Genomic DNA, 16,349 nt, shown 5'->3' with positions numbered 1-16,349 from the left:
CGGCTGAACTTAATTAGACATCAACCTTTGGGATTACTGCTGAGAGAGATGAATAGGCCGATGTCTGAGGGCTAAGCTACAGAACCATCTCTTTACCTGTAAATGGCATGTCATTTCTCATCCAGCCAACTGGTGCAGCGCTAGTTTGACGACGTTGCTGGATATTTTAATGGCTCGATTCTATCCAAAGGTTGATACTCAAAGCCGACATCTAGGACTGATTGAAGATGTGATCTAGAACAGCCCGATAGAGACTGTATGCAAAGCGCCGCGTCCCCAAGCGATCGCTTCGCACTATTTAAGAGTGTGCTTTAAGGAAAGAGGATAACCCAAATAGGCCAGGTATTTTGGGCTGATTTGGGAGTAAATGAATTTGGCAATTTATAGCGTTTCACCTTTAAGTGTCATCCCCGACTAACGCTGACTGGGGCTGGGGTAGGGCGAGCGCGGCTGAATGTATGCCCCCTGGCTAATTTCAGCCCTAGGGAACGTTGGCAATCATTTGCGTTCTTTTTAGGCTGAAATTAGCAAAATAGCCAGCGTATCGACAGGGATGATGTTCTCAGCCGTGGGACCAGTTGGGCTGGCCTGCTGGGGGCTGGGCGATCGCCTAGAGGCCCTGACAACGGTAGGAGATTGAGAATGAGAACGTGGAATCAGTTATTTAGCTTAGTGGGGCTAGTCGTTGGGGTTGGACTAGCGCCCTTTGCCATTGGTGAAGCCTATCTTCAAAGCCCACCCTATGTTGCCGCGTCGTCGATTTTTACACCTTCTCCTGCTGCCAGTGCCGAGGCCAATAGAGCCGCCGCCGAAACGATTTGGATCGAAATTAGTCTCAGTGGTCGCCGGGTAACGCTGTACCGAGGCACCACTCACCTCGAAACATACCCTATTGGCATTGGCAGAGCGGGCTGGGAAACGCCCACCGGCACGTTCCAAGTACGCCAAATGAAAACAAATCCTACCTGGATTCATCCCTTCACCGATGAACGCATTGCCAACGGCGACTCGCGCAACCCGTTAGGGACTCGATGGGTTGGCTTTTGGACGGATGGCCATGTTTGGGTTGGCTTGCACGGCACGTCTGATGCAACATCAATTGGCACAGCTGCATCTCACGGCTGCATTCGCATGCACAATGCCGATGTAGAAGCCTTGTTTTCGCGGATCGAGCTTGGTACCCCAGTGCGAGTTGTGCCCTAGAGCAAGGGGATTTTCTTGGGGTTGCCATTGGTTTCATCAGGCATCACGTCAAATCCGACTCACAAAACCCCGTTTCCCAAAAGGTCAACTTGTGAGGGCGCATGGCATGTGCCCTGCTGAGTCGGGGGTAGCTAACTCGTAGCCCCATTCAGGTCGTAGGATGGATCAGCACAGCAGGATTTATCCTGTGACCTGGAAGTTTTGGTAAGCGGGTATGAAGTTTCAGCGCAGTACATTGATTCTCGTCGGAGTCGCCTTTTTGCTGGGGGCCGGGGTGCTGATTGCCGAGTCGCAGCGATCGCAGCTTGGCTCCCTCACTGGCGACAGCACCTCCACCGCACCCATCTTCACCTTTGAAGAAACCGATGTCGCCAGCCTCACCGTCGATCGCGGCAACGAAACCCTAGTTTTTGAACGCGATGGCGATGGCAACTGGCAGATGACAGCGCCCGAGACTGCCCTGGCCGAGCCAGGGGCCGTGGCCTTTTTGCTCAGTCGTCTCAATACCGATTCGCCTCTGCAAACCGTCACTATGACCGCCGACCAGGCCACCGATTTTGGCTTTAACGCCCCGGTGGGCATCGTCACCGTCACCCTCAACGACGGCACCGAGCACGAGCTGATCTTGGGCGGCCCCGACTTCAGCGGCAACGCCAACTATGCCATCATCGACCCTGAGCCCTGGCCCCCCGCAGCAGAGACAGACTACTCGGTGCTGGTCGTCAGCCGCGATGTGGCCAACGGCATCAACCGCCCCCGCGCAGAATGGCTGATGCCGGTCGAAACGCCCGAGGCTGGGGCCGGACAAGGGGATGCAGCCACCCCCGGCGATGGCGAAACGTCAGAAACTCCGGTTGATCTAGACGCGGCTCCTGCCAGCCCCCCTGAGCCAGTGACCCCAGAAACCGATGCCGACACCACCAATTGATGCCCGTTAGGGATGCTAGTCTGAGCCCACCTAGTCTTTTGTGTGGCCCCGGGAATCTCTGACGTCGCCTGCTTGGGTGATGGACAATGCCCTACGATCTAACCGTTTAGGCGATCGCCCTAGGAATCTCTGACATCGCCTGCTTGGGTGGTGGGCAATGCCCACCCTACGCACCCATCTACCCATCTACCCATCCACTCATCCACTCCTCAACCTCCCATGGCCTCTCCTACCGCCATTCTGCTGTTCTCCTGCCCCGACCAGAAGGGTCTAGTCGCCAAAATTGCCAACTTTATCTACGCCAATGGCGGCAACATCCTCCATGCCGACCAGCACCGCGACCCCGAGGCGGGGCTGTTTTTGTCGCGCCTGGAGTGGGAGCTAGAGGGGTTTAACCTGCCCAGGGAGATCATTGGACCAGCCTTTGGGGCGATCGCGCAACCCCTGGGGGCCACCTGGCAGCTGCATTTTTCTGACGATGTGCCGCGCCTGTCGATCTGGGTTAGCCACCAAGACCATTGCCTGCTCGACTTGCTCTGGCGGCACAAAGCGGGCGAGTTTAAGGCTGAAATTCCTCTCATTCTCAGCAACCACCCTCACCTGAAGCCCGTTGCCGACCAGTTTGGCATCGCCTTTGAGCACATCCCGATCAGCAAAGACACCAAGGCCGAGCAGGAGCAGCACCAACTTACCTTGCTCAAGCAGTACAACATTGACCTGGTGGTGCTAGCCAAATACATGCAGGTGCTCAGCTCAGACTTTTTGCATCAGTACGATCGCGTGATCAATATTCACCACTCGTTTTTGCCTGCCTTTATGGGGGCCAACCCCTACCAGCGGGCTTTTCAGCGGGGGGTCAAAATTATTGGAGCCACGGCTCACTACGTCACCAGCGACCTCGACGAAGGCCCGATCATTGAGCAAGATGTGGTGCGTATCAGCCACCGCGACGACGTCAAGGAGCTAATTCGCAAGGGCAAAGATGTGGAGCGCATTGTGCTGGCTCGCGCCGTGCGGCTGCACCTGCAAAATCGCACCCTGGTCTACGGCAACCGCACCGTGGTGTTTGCTTAGGCTGGCTCTGATACCAAATTCTGCCTGGCTACCCCCGATTCTGGAGGGTGCGCGCCGTGCGTCCCTACGGGTTAGCCGGTTGGCAATCAGGGGTACGGAACTCGAAGTTGGTACGACTACCGATTCTGCCCACCGCCCAGCCAGGTTTGAATCTGCTCCCAAATGACGCCGGGGCCAATGCCGAAGAGAAAGTAAAGCACCAGCAGCAAAAAGGCCACCAGCAGCACGGTTTGGATGGTGTTTTTAATCAGCTTAAACACCCAGCCAAACACCACGATCGCCACGACGATCGCCCCCAGTACAATCACGAGTTCCACGGCATCCTCCTATCCCATAGAGACAACGGTGGCTGAGGTGAGCGCTTCGCTGACGCTGGTGGCCTCGGCCCTAGCCCACTGGTCGGCGGCAAGAATGTCGGCCAGCACCGGCTGAGCCACGTTGTGGGAGCGGTGGCGATCGCACACGCCCTCGATCACCTTAGGAATCTCCAAAAAGTGGATCTTCTCGTCTAAGAATAGCGCCACCGCCTGCTCGTTGGCGGCATTGAGCACCGCCGTCATGGTGCCGCCTGCCCGCCCAGCGGCGTAGGCCAGATCCATACAGGGGTACTTGGCGTGGTCAGGCTCGCGGAAGGTGAGATCGCCCGCCTTCACCAGGTCCAGCGGCTCCCAGTCGGTATAGATGCGATCGGGCCAGGAGAGGGCATAGAGCAGGGGCAGGCGCATGTCGGGCCAGCCCAGCTGGGCCAGCACCGAGGTGTCTTGCAGCTCAATTAATGAGTGAATAATGCTCTGGGGATGGATGACGATATCGATCTGGTCGTAGTCAACGCCAAACAGGTAGTGGGCCTCGATCACCTCTAAGCCCTTGTTCATCAGCGTGGCCGAGTCAACCGTAATCTTGCGGCCCATCGACCAGTTGGGATGCTTCAGGGCATCGGCCACAGTCACCTGAGCCAGCTTTTCTACCGGCCAGTCGCGAAAGGCCCCACCCGAGGCAGTAAGCAGAATCCGCCGCAGACCATCGGCGGGCACCCCCTGAAGGCACTGAAAAATGGCCGAGTGCTCAGAGTCGGCGGGCAACAGCTTGACGCCGTGCTTTTCGACTAAGGGCAGCACGGCGGGGCCACCGGCAATTAGAGTTTCTTTATTGGCCAAGGCAATGTCTTTGCCCGCCTCGATCGCCGCCAAAGTCGGCAACAGCCCGGCGCAGCCGACAATGCCCGTCACCACGGCTTCAGCGTCGCCGTAGCGGGCTACTTCTACAATGCCGTCGTCGCCCGCTAAAAGCTGTGGCATAGGATCCATACCAGCCAAAGCCTCGCGCAGTTCGCCCAGCTTATCGGGGTTACAGATCGCGACAATTTCGGGCTTAAACTGGCGCACCTGCTGGGCCAACAGCGCCACATTATTGCCTGCCGCAATGCCCACTAGGCGAAACTGGTCGGGGTGGTGCTCCACAATGTCTAGGGTTTGAGTTCCGATAGACCCGGTTGATCCAAGTAGGGTGATGGCTTTCACGGCAATCCTCAAAGGTGGTAAGCGCTATCTTTAAGAATCTCACGGCATGGACCCTGACCCAAGGGCTACCCCAAATCTCATTCTCTCGTTTGGCACAAAACGCTATGGGGATCAGACCAAAATAATTGACCAGATTTGATGACTGCATTGTTATCAATCACTGCAAAAATAAAATAGTTGTTAAAATTGCTGGGGAATCTTCCCGCACACCGAGCCTACCTACGAACCATAATGGATCCTGTTGAACCGGTTTCAGTTGAAGTCGTGCAGCAAGTGGCCGAATATTTCAGTGTTTTAAGCGAACCGATGCGGCTGCGGCTGCTCAACCTGCTGCGGGAGGAAGAAAAATGTGTGCAAGAGCTGGTTGACGCAACCCAAACCAGCCAGGCCAATGTGTCTAAACACTTAAAGGTGATGCTGCAAGCGGGCATTCTCAGCCGCCGTACCGAAGGCACCTCGGCTTACTATAGCGTGGCCGACGAACTCATCTTTGATCTGTGCAGTATGGTGTGCGATCGCCTCGCCTGCCGCATTGAGGCTCAGGCCAAGCACTTTCGCGACTTTAGTCTGTCTACTCGCACCTAGCTGGGCTATTCAGCCGTCTCTTGCTCGTGGCCAAAGTAGGTTTCTAGCACCTTGAGCGCCATCGGAGCGGCTGTCCCACCGCCGCCGCCACCGCTGTTTTCAGCGAAGCTCACGACCACGATTTCGGGGTTGTCTAGCGGGGCGTAGCCTCCAAACCAAGCGTGAGATGGCCCTGGCGGTGCCTCGGCGGTACCGGTTTTGCCCGCCACGGGAGGAAGGTAAGCTACGTTTAGCGCCCGAGCAGTGCCGCTGGCCACCGCCTGACGCAGCCCCCGACGCAACACGTCAAGGGTGGCATCGCTCAGTTCTATCGATTCTTTCCAGTTGCGGTGCTCTTCATTGTCTTTCAGCAAGTGTGGCGTGACCCGGTAGCCGTCGTTGGCCACGACCGCAAACATACTCGCTACCTGTAGCGGTGTCGCCCTCATAAACCCCTGGCCGATGGACATATTAATGGTATCTCCGGGTACCCAGGGGGTATCTAGGGTTTCGCGTTTCCAGGCGTCGTCGGGTACCAGACCAGCGCTTTCTTCAGCACCGATTTCAATGCCGGTTTTGCGGCCAAAGCCAAAGCGACGGGTCATTTCGATCAGGGTAGGACCACCGATGCGCATCCCCACCTGGTAGAAAAAGGTATTGGCACTCTGGGACAGAGCTCCGGTAAACCCTAGGGGGCCAAAGCCGGCTCGGTTCCACTCGCCAAACCGAATGCCGCCCACCTGAATATAGGCTGAGGTCGATAGCACCGTATTCGGTGAGTACTGGCCCGACTCAATGGCTGCCGCTGTGGTGACAACTTTAAAGGTGCTGGCGGGCGGAAAGGCCTGCATCGCTCGGTTTAGAAACGGCTTGTCGATTCCCTGTAGCTGTTGCCACTGGGCCTCGCTGATGCGGGCGGTAAAAATATTGGGGTCGTAGGTGGGCCAGCTAGCCATCGCCAGAATAGCGCCATTGCGCGGATCCATAGCGACGATCGCGCCCTTGCGATCGCCCAAGGCGGCCTCTGCTGCCCGCTGAAGTTCGATGTCGATGGTGAGCTGAACGTCTTGCCCGGCGACGGCGGGTTTATCGCCCAAGATGCTAATGATGCGACCGGAGCTGTCTACCTCCACCTGTTGCCCCCCCCAAACGCCGTGGAGGGTGCTTTCAAAGGCTGACTCAGCCCCCATTTGGCCCACTACATCGCCCATGCGATAGCCCTGCTCCCGGCGAGCCGCCAACTGCTCGTCGGTGAGTTCGCCAGTATAGCCAATGATGTGGGCCGCCAGATCGCCGTTGGGATAGTTGCGCACCGCCTCGGCTTCTAGGCGCACCCCCGGCAGCTCGTTGGTGTACTCGGCTAGGGCGGTGGCCTGGGCTGGGCTAATGCCCCGCGCAATGGAAATTGACTCGATCGACTCGTAGCCCGCCTGCTCTAGGCGCGATTGAATTTCGTCGGGGGGCATGTTGAGCACCTCCGACAGCCGATTGATTACCGTTGGCCACTCTGAGCGGGGCAGCGCAATGGGCCAAATAGACACCGTGTGCGATAGGCGGCTACCGGCGAGAATTTCTCCGTTGCGATCAAAAATTGTGCCCCGAGCGGGGCGCTTGGGCACGAGGCGAATGCGGTTCGTATCGGCTAGCTGGCGGTTGCGATCGCCATTTACGACCTGGAGCTGAAACAGCCGCAACCCAAAGGCGGCGGGCAGCAGCACCGATACCAACGCCAGCAAAAACACAGCCTGAAAGCTGCGCCCTACCGTTCGTCCCCGCAGGGTATCAGGCACCTGGGGTAAATTTTGAAGTAGCGCCATAGACCTAGCCCCCGAGGCAAAATTGGCCAGTCCCTATCTTATCTCCACCAAGGGGATCTATGCAGGGAAATTGAGGTGCTAGAAACTGGCTGCTCCCTGTAGGATATGGAACTTCAACCTCCGCCAGCCACAGGACACAGTGTGGCCGTCAGGCTCATGATCCCCTAGCTGCTTAAGGCCTCGTCTAAGACCTGGCGTGCGGCTTCGGCCTGGGCGCGGGCGTCTTTGAAGCGCAAATTGCTTTGAGCAAAAGATTTCAAGACTTTGAACCCATCCTTCAGCTCCGTGAGCTGATCGTCGGTCATGGGATCATCGGTAAAGAGCAGATCAACTAGCTGTCGCACCTGGAGCGCTTCCTCGCGGGACGTCTGCACCTTGACCTTGAGAGTCGCTAACTGATTGAGTACTTGGATGGCTTCAACGACAGAATCTTCTTGCTGCTGCACGGCTACCGAGGAGGTGGGGGGATAAACTTCTACCAGTTGCTCAGCACTAAAACCATCGGCCAAAGAGGTTGGCAACTCCCCTTCGTCCAGCATGGTCATTAGCTGGTCAAGCGCTTTCTCACGGGCTTTGCGCGAGTCTTTGCCCGGTGCTGTCAGCACCACATCGGGACTTTGGGGCAGGGTATAGTGAACCATGGCTATAGGCCGTATGTACTATGGCCAGTATACGCTAGAGGGAGACCAATCACCACGGCTACTCTCGCATACCCCCTTTGACTACGGCTTGCAGCCGCTGGTGCAGGTCTGAGCTATCTTGCTGTGGCACAAAGGGCTGAATTTCGTCGGCCTGGGGCCAGTCGGGCGTAGGCGTCGATGCGAGGGGACGAGAGTTAGAAATTTCTGGATAGGGTGGGGTGGGGTCTGGGTTGGTCGAAGATGGGCTAGGGGCTGAGGGAGTTAGATCAAAGGGGGCAGACCATCCTGGTAAGACGGTTTTTGCTTTTTCTTCCGGCTCAGTAGCGGGTTGAAAGGGCCAAGGCCCAGAATCTGCTGAGGGGGCTGGGTCGGCTTCGGATGAGGGGTAATCGACAACGCGTTGGGCCGCCGGTGAAGCTTTGGTGGGAGAGGGCGGCGTTACCGTGTCGCCATAGCCAGGGGTGCAGAATAGAGTTTGACCCAAGATAATAGACTCAAATTCGCGATTGAAGTGGCGAATGGGTTGTCCCCGCCGCTGCCATAGCTGGAGAATGTGATCTACAGAGACAATTTTGTAACGCCCCTGGTAGAGGGCTTCGGTGATGGCATGGCTGACCCAAACTGAGCCGTACTCCTCTAGCCATCCTGCGATCACCGCCTGAAGCGGATAGGCTTCGACATCAAAGCTATAGCCCTCTAGGAGCTGATACACGGGCTCAATATCGTTGGACTTGATGGGGTGCGTCATTTTGAATTGCCTAGGGTTAACCCACATCGGCCATGGTTTTAGAGCGATCGCGCTGTTTTTAGCTTAATCTTAAGCCAGTCCAGAGGCCATCACCGTAAGGTTGATTACCGTTGGGTGACCAATCTAGCATGGCCTACTGCACCACCACCTCGCTGGGGGTAGTGGGGTCAGCATCGAAGGGAGCCGTACGCCCTACCCAGTCGAAGGTGCTAATGCGAAACCCGACAAAGCCGGTGTCTTGGTTCGGGCTGTAACTGACCAGCAGCCCGTAGGCACGACGGCGGTATTCAAAGATTAAGTTGGTGTCGATGACACGGCCGCTGTCAAGGTTAATGGCGGTTTGAAAGCCCGCCAGAAATGGCCCATAGATCTGCTGAACAATACCTCCCGATAAAACCATTTGGTCAACAGTTCTGTCGAATAGAAAGGGGGACGTGTCGCCGCCAATAATGTTGCGGCTAAAGCCAATATTGAATCGGGTGTAGTCGAAGGTGTTGCGCTGCAGGCGACCAAGCTGCCCCGATAGCGATATTCTGCCTTCGAGCGACTCTTGCAGATCGTCGCTGCTGTAGTACGTGACGACGCTGCGCACGCCCACTCCGAGTTGGAGATTAGGCACCAGTGGCCGATCGGAGTAGCGTAGCCCTTCGGTTTGAGTCGCCGGCAGCGGTTGGCCTTGCCAGAGTAAAAAGCCTCGGCTTAAATCGGCAGCTCCCTGTACCCGAAATAGATCGGTGAGCCCTACACCAACCCCAGGACCGAGCAAGTTAGGGCGATCGGTGTTGGCGGTGACATACTGCCCTGAGACTTGGTAAGTGAGGTTAATGCCGCTGTTGCCCAGGGTGATGTTGGGCGATTCGAGCAACATACCCAGGCTGTTTTGTACGTCCTGAAAGCCCAGAGAGCCGTTAAATAGGCGATCGCGGTAGCTGTACTCCAAATTTAGACGGTGGTTGCCCAGTAGGTGCTGCCCCCGAAAGCTGCCCCGCAGGCGATCTCTAAAGTTAATGAGGTCGAGGCCAGCCAAGCTCACGTTGCCGGTGGCCGAGGTGCGTGGCCCCAGGGGACCATCAACCCTGACCGCAATGCCAAGGTTGGCTGGGTCGGCCAGGTTATAGTTTGAGCTGCCCAGCCAGCGTGACACCAAAAACTGCGGTGCCACCGAGATATTAAACGGCCCGGCCACCGGCAGTGGAAATTCGGCTTCGACAAACAGTCCGTCGCGATCGCGGCCATCAATGCCAATGCCCGTGGGTAGCGGGTTGAGCGCCTCTGCCGGCAACTGCCCTCGGGTGAGCACGTAGCGTCGTCTGAGGATAGGAATAGTCAATCCCTGGTTGAACACTAGACGAGGATCTGAGAAGACCAGTTCGTCATTGACCTCATTGATTGGGGTGAGCCGTACATTACTGGCCCTGAACTCTAGTTCTGGCGGCGAAAACGGGTCGTTGGTCACCCTGATTTCATCGGCATACCAGCCCTCGGCATCAAAATAGAGGCGATCGCTCTCAAACCGCAGCCGTCGCACATCGTTGGTTTGGCCTTCAAGGAGGCTGACTGGGTCGCTAGTCGCCACCGCCACTCGGCCAGTGCTGGTGACTTGAGAAATGGTGCCCTGATTTTGCTGTCGGTAGTCGAGGGGGCGGCCATCGCCCTGGGCTGGGCCAGAAAAGGGATCGGAGAAATCGTCGGCGAGGGTTGTAATCTGTAGCTCGCCTCGCCCATTCTCCATCACCCCTGAACCTTGCAGCAGGTTGTAGGTGGCCGCAGATCCTTCCAGAATTTGATTGTTGCGGTTGAAGAGAACGTTGCCGTCGGCCTGCACATGGCGGTTGACCAGATTTACCCAGAGGCGATCGGCGGCTATCTGACCCGTACCAAACTGAATGAGCACATCGCCTGCGGCGGTGACGATCTGCCGAATGGGTTCGAAGGTCTGGCGATCGGCTTGCAGACGAATGGTATTAGCGTCCCCCAGGGGTGAGTCGGCGGGCTCGGGGAGCGGAGCGGCCTCCTCGTCCCCAGGAGCATCAGCCTCAGGGCTAAGGTCTACGGGGTCAGGTTCAGGGGCTAGGGGGGCAGAGGCGGGCGGTGCTGGGCTGGTTTCTGGGCTGGTTTCTGGGCTGGTTTCTGGGCCTAGTGCTGGAGCTATTTCTAGGGCTGGGCGGAACGGCTCAGATTCGGGTGCGGTGTTCTGGGCTAAGGGGAACAGTAGCTCAGCCCCGGTTAGGTCTATCGGGGTGGCGGTGATAGGATCCGTAGAGGCGAGGGCGGCATTGGGTAGCTCGAGCCGACGCGCCTGGGCTGCCGTCGACACCAGCGCAACTTCGGCCAGCACTGGGGCGGGGGGCACAGCAGGCAAAATCAGCGGCAAGGGCATGGGCTGGCATCACCAAAACAAAAACAAAGCCCGCCAAGCGGGCTCAAGCGGCCATGACCCCTGGGGCCAGGCGACCAGTTGCAAGCGTAGGCCTAGGGCACATCGGCGATCAAATTAGCTCACGATCAGACGCTGACTAGGCGATCGCCGTATGTTTCCAAGACTACATTATGGGCAACAGGTTCCGCTAAGGGCGGGCATGCTGCTGCCCAGTGTCGCCTAGTCCATATCTTGACGACCGGGGTTGCGGGAGGGGTCGCCGCTCAAAAAGCCAAAGATAAACAGCGATACGAAGAAGGCGACTACAAGATAAACCACAATTTTGAGAGTCAGCATGAGTTAGGTCTCCAAACGGCTAGCAGAGTAGGCGCAAGACCTGCCCCAAACAGCAACAACATTCCTTGAGCGGAAACGGCCCCGGTGCAGGACTAAGCTTGCCCCATCATATCGTCAAACGTTCGCCACTCTAAAGGCTGCATAAATCTACCAGTGATGGTGTAACCAAGCCCCGAGTCTTCGCAGCCACGTTTCGAGCCAGCAGAGCGCCCGGTCTAGGCCCCGCAGCAGAGCCACCAAAGGCGGGTCAATGTAACCGAGCTGTGAGACTTTGGCCTCCAGGGCCTCTAGGGCAGCCAGCTGCGGGCGATCGGTAGCGCTCAACTCAGCGGGGACGGTGAAAGGGCTACTGGCATGGGCAGGCGCGATCGCCGATTCTGACCATCCTGCGGTTTCTAGCGCTGTTGACCCAAACTCTATCTCTCCAGGGGGGCTAGCCGACGCGATCGATCGCGGAGTCGCCAGCACTACCTCTACCACCCGATCGATTGGGGTATCGGCGGGCAGGGGAGAAAACGTTCCCTGCCCAGGAATCACCGCTGGGTACTCGGCTGGATAGTACTGATAAAGGTTCCTGGGGAAAGGTGCTTGGGGAGACAGCGCGGCGGGGCCAATAGGCAGGCGATCGCCCCCAAGGCCCCTGGTTTGGGAGGCATGATTTTGAGGGGTACGATGCCAATGGACCCTAGCCTGGGCTTCTGTCTGCTGCTGGGCTTCGCCAAATAGGTTGGTCGCCGCCGCCAAAGGGCTGGTCTGCATCCACCGCAGCAGCGGGGGCAACCAGCGCAGCGGTGCCAACAGCCGTGGGTTGGTCTGCTTTGGCAAGGGCAGCCCAGGCTGCTGTAAGTGTTGTTTGAGGGCGAACTGGCGATATACCCGGCTCTGCTCGGCTAGCATCAGCGCGATCGCCTGCCCTAGCCTGTGGTGCTGATCGTCGGTTAAGTGATCAAAAATGCTGTTGTGATCGGTCACCAGCACCAGCCGCTGAGTGGCCAGATCTGAGGCGATACCGCGCACAGTAGCTGGCAAAGACAGACGATGCCAGTGGCCGGGGGTTAGCACCGCGCCCGCCTGAGACTGCTTGAGCCAGCCGCCATACGGGTTGACCAACCGCAGCTCCTTGGCTCTCACCACCTGATCGCCCAGCCGTGGAGGTTGAAGCACCGACAGCAGCGCCCGAATCGGTAAATCTGCGCCTGTCTCGGGTGGGCTTGCCCCGTTTAGCCCGGCCTTCACTCGCTGCCAGGGGGGAGCCGCCCGCAGCTGTCGGTAGCCCAGTCTGACGCCCTGCACCGCAGCATAGAGTGGATAGGCCACCACCTGTAAGCCCCACGTCACGGCGGTACGCCCCTGCCTCAGCCACCGACCGGCCCCGTGGGTCACCTGCCGATACCCCGCCATCAGGCGAGCCATCGTTTGGCTTTGAAACGGGCGCAACGAAGTCGCCATAACTCTGCCTACACTGGGGAGACTGCTTTTGATCATACCGGAGCCATGCCCCCCGCCACCGTTCTCCCTGTAACCCCGCCGCAAATCTTAGCGACCTGCGATCGCCTTCGTCATCTCAGCCTGCTAGATGTGCGGGACACCTGGCATGGCTGCCCTGAGTCGCTAGCGGTGCCAGGTGCCCCCACTGGAGACAGCTGGAAAACCTGGCCCCTGGCTCCGCTCAACGATCGCCACCACATTGCCTGGCCCCAGGGTAAGGTACCCCTGGTGCTACACCAGCGGTTCACCTGGCCCACCGACCTGAATGGCTACCCCCTCGCCGGGCTGACGGCGAGGCTGGCGCTGCGCTGGTGGGCCGACCAGGCCGATATTTTGGTCAATGGGGTACTGGTGCACACGGGAGATATTTTCGACTGCTGGACCCGCATTGTGCTGAGCGATAGGCTGGTGCCCGGAGAATCGGTAGAGGTTTCGCTCCGGCTGCTCAGCCCCGGCCACGATGCCGGAGCCCTGGTGCAGGCAGAGCTGGTATTTGAAGCCGCTAGCGATGACGGCCCTGAGCCGGGGTTTGTCGCCGATGAACTGGCGGTGCTGGCCACCTACCTGGCCCAATTTGATCGAGATCAGTTGCCGACGTTGGCCTCGGCTCTCGACCAAATTGCCTGGGATGCGGTGGGCGATCGCGATCGCTTTGATCAGTCGCTAATGGCGGTGCGATCGGCGCTTATGCCCTACTCTTCCTGGCTCAAGCAGCGCACGCTTCACTGCCTGGGTCACGCCCATCTAGACCTGGCCTGGCTGTGGCCTGTGGCCGACACCTGGGTCGCCGCCGAGGCCACCTTTCGTTCGGTGCTGGCCCTGCAACAAGACTTTCCTGAGCTGACCTTTAGCCATTCTTCTCCAGCCCTGTTTGCCTGGTTAGAGCAGCACCGCCCCGAGCTATTTATCGCCCTTCAGCAGCAGGTGAAGGCAGGTCGCTGGGCGATCGACGCCGGGCTGTGGGTGGAGCCTGACTTAAACCTGCCGGGGGGTGAGGCGATCGCACGGCAGATTCTCTACGGCCAGCGCTACTGTACTGAGAAATTTGGCACCATGAGTGCGATCGCCTGGCTGCCCGACAGCTTTGGCTTCTCCTGGCAGCTGCCTCAGTTCCTGAGCCAGGGCGGCATTCGCTACTTTGCCACCCAAAAATTGCGCTGGAACGATACCAACGCCTTCCCCCACGACCTGTTTATCTGGCAGGGCCTAGACGGCAGCGAAATCACGGGCGTTACCCTGCCCCCCATTGGCACCGATATCACCCCGGTCGAGATGGCCCAGTACGCCTGCCAGTGGGAAACCACCACGGGGTTGGCCGATGCCCTTTGGCTGCCCGGTGTCGGCGACCACGGCGGTGGCCCCACCCGCGACATGCTGCTCAAAGCCCAGCGCTGGGCTGAGTCTCCCTTCTTTCCCACCCTGAGATGGGGCCATGCCGTGCCGCTGTTCGATGCGCTCACCCGCGATCCCAGAGCTGACGCCCCTAAGCTATCCCCATCCCATTCATCCATAGCCCTATCGGCAGGGGAACCAAATCAGTCTGCCCCTCCATCTGTCCCCCCTACTCCCCCACTCCCCCTCCACCCCTCCACCCCTCCACTCACCCACTCACCCACTCACCCACCCATCTACTCATCCACCCCCTCCCCTCCCCTCCCGACCTGGCGCGACGAACTCTACCTCGAACTCCACCGGGGCTGCTACACCACCCACGGCGACCAAAAGCAGTACAACCGCCGCTGCGAAGACCAGTTGTTTCAGGCCGAGCTGTTTGCCTCCATAGCGGCGATCTACAACCTGCGGCCCTACCCTGCTGCCGAGCTAGAAACCGCCTGGAAGCGGGTGCTGTTTAATCAGTTCCACGACATTTTGCCGGGGTCGTCGATCCCTGAGGTGTTTGAGCAGGCCAATGAGGACTGGCAGTTGGCGTTGGCGGCGGGCGATCGCATTTTGCAAGACTCCCTAGGGGCGCTGGCCCACTGGTGCCCAGTGCCCACCCCGCCCCACCCCCAAGCCGTGCCCGTAGTGGTATTTAACCCGCTGAACTGGGAGCGCAGCGAAGTGGTGGCGATCGCCCTTGACCCCGCCCTCGACCCCACCCGCTGGCATGCCCAATCTGCCGAGGGTCAACCCCTGCTCACCCAGGCCGAGCAGGCCGATACGCCGTCGCTGTTGGTCTACGTTCCGGCGGTGCCCTCGGTGGGCTATCGCCTGATTTGGCTGCTGCCGACGGAGGCCGCCCCGCCCACCCCACCCCCCGCCGAGTGGATTTTAGAGAATGAGCACCTGCGGGTCACCCTTGATCCGGCTACAGGCTCCATCGCCAGCCTAATTCACCAGACCACCGGCACCGAAACTTTCCAGGGCTGTGGAAATCAGTTCCAGGCCTTTCAAGACCGGGGCCAGTACTGGGATGCCTGGAACATCGCCCCCGATTACCAAGACCACCCGCTAGCGCCTTGCCAGCTCAAAAATATCGGCTGGATTGAGTACGGCCCGGTGCGCCAAACCCTGCGGGTGGTGCATCGCCTCAACCAGTCCACGATCATTCAAGACTACTGCCTCGATGCGGGGTCGTCCCGGTTGGCCCTTCACACCCAGGTCGATTGGCACGAAACCCAGGTGGTGTTAAAGGTGGCGTTTCCGCTGACGGTGTCGGCCCCTGAAGCTACCTACGAAATTCCCTTTGGGGCGATCGCCCGCTCGACCACCCCGGCCACTCCCCAAGACAACGCCAAGTGGGAGGTGCCCGCCCTGCGCTGGGCTGACCTGAGCGACGGCAACTTTGGCGTCAGCATTCTCACCGACTACAAGCACGGGTTTGATGCCACCCCCACCCAACTGCGGCTCACCCTGCTCAAAGCTCCCATCTGGCCCGATCCGGGCTGCGATCGCGGTCTTCAGACCTTTAGCTACGCCATTTACCCCCACACCCAGGGCTGGCAGCAGGCCAAAACCGTAGCCGCCGCCCGCAACTTCAACCTGCCCCTGCTGTCTTGGGTGATACAGCCGCCCCCAGGGGCTAAAAACAGCTTGCCTGCCGCCAGCTTTCTCGATTTAGGCGAGACCACCTGGGTGCTGTCAGCCTTCAAACAGGCAGAATCATCTGACCAGCACTATATTCTGCGCGGCTATGAAAGCAGCGGCACAGAAACCTCTTTAACGCTTCAGGGTGCTATGCCGATGACGGTGATGGGGGCTGTCAATCTGCTAGAGCAACCCGGTGAAGCGCAGGAATGGTCTACCGTTGCCCCCTGGCAGATTGTCAGTCTGGCGCTATCCGTTGGCCCAGCCCAGTAGTTACCCCGGTTCCGTAGGGCGCATGGCATGCGCCCTACGGTTTTGCCTGTTGGGAATTGGGGTTGTGTGATTCGGATTTGGTATCAGAGCGTAGGTGTTTCTATCGAGGATGCGCTGTGTTTAGCGATCGCAGCCCCGGTAGGGTGGACTCTGGCGACTGTGAGGGGAAGGGGCGATCGCCCCAATGCAACCCCGCGAATGGAGCAAACCCCAGCCCACCGGGCGCACCCACGAAATCATGCGCGTCCTCACCCACTACGTGCTGCCGTAGGGTGCATTCGCGGCCAAACTCATCTCGGCGGTGTCCTCCCCCTTCCTGGGCTGCAATGCACCACCGCAAGCATCTTTAC

General features: G+C 58.9%; 13 protein-coding genes. 5 read left to right on the top strand and 8 right to left on the bottom strand.

The genetic code is table 11. From position 1 onward, the window contains the following. Positions 1-642: 642 nt before the first annotated feature. The 3 genes from RRF56_RS12705 (at position 643) to purU (ending at position 3,205) form a co-directional block, all read left to right on the top strand. Positions 643-1,203, top strand: a complete 561-nt coding sequence (locus tag RRF56_RS12705; RefSeq protein ID WP_317038012.1) for a L,D-transpeptidase — start codon at positions 643-645, stop codon at positions 1,201-1,203. Between the two features lie 214 nt (positions 1,204-1,417). Then, positions 1,418-2,131 carry a hypothetical protein gene (locus tag RRF56_RS12700; RefSeq protein ID WP_317038011.1) on the top strand — a complete coding sequence of 238 codons (714 nt, stop codon included), beginning with the start codon at positions 1,418-1,420 and terminating at the stop codon, positions 2,129-2,131. A gap of 219 nt (positions 2,132-2,350) precedes the next feature. Beyond that, complete coding sequence (purU, locus tag RRF56_RS12695; RefSeq protein ID WP_317038010.1) at positions 2,351-3,205, top strand: formyltetrahydrofolate deformylase; 855 nt, start codon at positions 2,351-2,353, stop codon at positions 3,203-3,205. Positions 3,206-3,321: 116 nt separating this feature from the next. Here the strand turns inward: purU and RRF56_RS12690 are convergent, their stop codons facing one another. Both RRF56_RS12690 and dxr read right to left on the bottom strand, forming a co-directional pair. Then, positions 3,322-3,522, bottom strand: coding sequence for a hypothetical protein (locus RRF56_RS12690; protein ID WP_317038009.1), 201 nt, complete (start codon positions 3,520-3,522; stop codon positions 3,322-3,324). A 9-nt stretch (positions 3,523-3,531) separates the two neighbouring features. Continuing rightward, positions 3,532-4,725: a 1-deoxy-D-xylulose-5-phosphate reductoisomerase gene (gene dxr, locus RRF56_RS12685; RefSeq protein ID WP_317038008.1), complete on the bottom strand. Its 1,194-nt coding sequence runs from the start codon at positions 4,723-4,725 to the stop codon at positions 3,532-3,534. 231 nt (positions 4,726-4,956) lie between these two features. Between dxr and RRF56_RS12680 the strand changes: the two genes are divergently transcribed. Next, positions 4,957-5,310: a metalloregulator ArsR/SmtB family transcription factor gene (locus RRF56_RS12680; RefSeq protein WP_317038007.1), complete on the top strand. Its 354-nt coding sequence runs from the start codon at positions 4,957-4,959 to the stop codon at positions 5,308-5,310. A 5-nt stretch (positions 5,311-5,315) separates the two neighbouring features. On the opposite strand, the gene mrdA is transcribed toward RRF56_RS12680, so the two are convergent. The 6 genes from mrdA to RRF56_RS12650 all read right to left on the bottom strand — a co-directional run bounded on the left by mrdA (position 5,316) and on the right by RRF56_RS12650 (position 12,660). Continuing rightward, positions 5,316-7,106, bottom strand: a complete 1,791-nt coding sequence (mrdA, locus tag RRF56_RS12675) for a penicillin-binding protein 2 (RefSeq protein WP_317038006.1) — start codon at positions 7,104-7,106, stop codon at positions 5,316-5,318. Between the two features lie 164 nt (positions 7,107-7,270). Then, positions 7,271-7,747, bottom strand: a complete 477-nt coding sequence (locus RRF56_RS12670) for a hypothetical protein (RefSeq protein WP_317038005.1) — start codon at positions 7,745-7,747, stop codon at positions 7,271-7,273. A 58-nt stretch (positions 7,748-7,805) separates the two neighbouring features. After that, complete coding sequence (locus RRF56_RS12665) at positions 7,806-8,495, bottom strand: hypothetical protein (protein ID WP_317038004.1); 690 nt, start codon at positions 8,493-8,495, stop codon at positions 7,806-7,808. Positions 8,496-8,628: 133 nt separating this feature from the next. Continuing rightward, positions 8,629-10,875, bottom strand: coding sequence for a DUF3769 domain-containing protein (locus RRF56_RS12660; protein WP_317038003.1), 2,247 nt, complete (start codon positions 10,873-10,875; stop codon positions 8,629-8,631). 219 nt (positions 10,876-11,094) lie between these two features. Beyond that, entirely contained in the window at positions 11,095-11,211 is a 117-nt protein-coding gene (locus RRF56_RS12655; RefSeq protein ID WP_193969086.1) for a photosystem II reaction center protein I, read from the bottom strand. 147 nt (positions 11,212-11,358) lie between these two features. Further along, positions 11,359-12,660, bottom strand: a complete 1,302-nt coding sequence (locus RRF56_RS12650; protein ID WP_317038002.1) for a hypothetical protein — start codon at positions 12,658-12,660, stop codon at positions 11,359-11,361. A 45-nt stretch (positions 12,661-12,705) separates the two neighbouring features. On the opposite strand from RRF56_RS12650, the gene RRF56_RS12645 reads away from it, so the two are divergent. Beyond that, positions 12,706-15,999 (top strand): alpha-mannosidase, encoded by a 3,294-nt coding sequence (locus RRF56_RS12645; RefSeq protein WP_317038001.1) that lies wholly within the window; start codon positions 12,706-12,708, stop codon positions 15,997-15,999. Positions 16,000-16,349: the final 350 nt, after the last annotated feature.

The sequence above is a fragment of the Nodosilinea sp. E11 genome (assembly GCF_032813545.1).
Lineage (GTDB): Bacteria > Cyanobacteriota > Cyanobacteriia > Phormidesmidales > Phormidesmidaceae > Nodosilinea.
Note: the sequence above shows the minus strand (reverse complement) of the source record. Positions and strands in the feature narration are given on the sequence as shown.

Coding starts and splice junctions, on each gene's coding strand:
- RRF56_RS12705 (WP_317038012.1), top strand. CDS start 643: ATGAGAACGTGGAATCAGTTATTTAGCTTAGTGGGGCTAGTCGTTGGG.
- RRF56_RS12700 (WP_317038011.1), top strand. CDS start 1,418: ATGAAGTTTCAGCGCAGTACATTGATTCTCGTCGGAGTCGCCTTTTTG.
- purU (WP_317038010.1), top strand. CDS start 2,351: ATGGCCTCTCCTACCGCCATTCTGCTGTTCTCCTGCCCCGACCAGAAG.
- RRF56_RS12680 (WP_317038007.1), top strand. CDS start 4,957: ATGGATCCTGTTGAACCGGTTTCAGTTGAAGTCGTGCAGCAAGTGGCC.
- mrdA (WP_317038006.1), bottom strand. CDS start 7,106: ATGGCGCTACTTCAAAATTTACCCCAGGTGCCTGATACCCTGCGGGGA.
- RRF56_RS12670 (WP_317038005.1), bottom strand. CDS start 7,747: ATGGTTCACTATACCCTGCCCCAAAGTCCCGATGTGGTGCTGACAGCA.
- RRF56_RS12665 (WP_317038004.1), bottom strand. CDS start 8,495: ATGACGCACCCCATCAAGTCCAACGATATTGAGCCCGTGTATCAGCTC.
- RRF56_RS12660 (WP_317038003.1), bottom strand. CDS start 10,875: ATGCCCTTGCCGCTGATTTTGCCTGCTGTGCCCCCCGCCCCAGTGCTG.
- RRF56_RS12655 (WP_193969086.1), bottom strand. CDS start 11,211: ATGCTGACTCTCAAAATTGTGGTTTATCTTGTAGTCGCCTTCTTCGTA.
- RRF56_RS12650 (WP_317038002.1), bottom strand. CDS start 12,660: ATGGCGACTTCGTTGCGCCCGTTTCAAAGCCAAACGATGGCTCGCCTG.
- RRF56_RS12645 (WP_317038001.1), top strand. CDS start 12,706: ATGCCCCCCGCCACCGTTCTCCCTGTAACCCCGCCGCAAATCTTAGCG.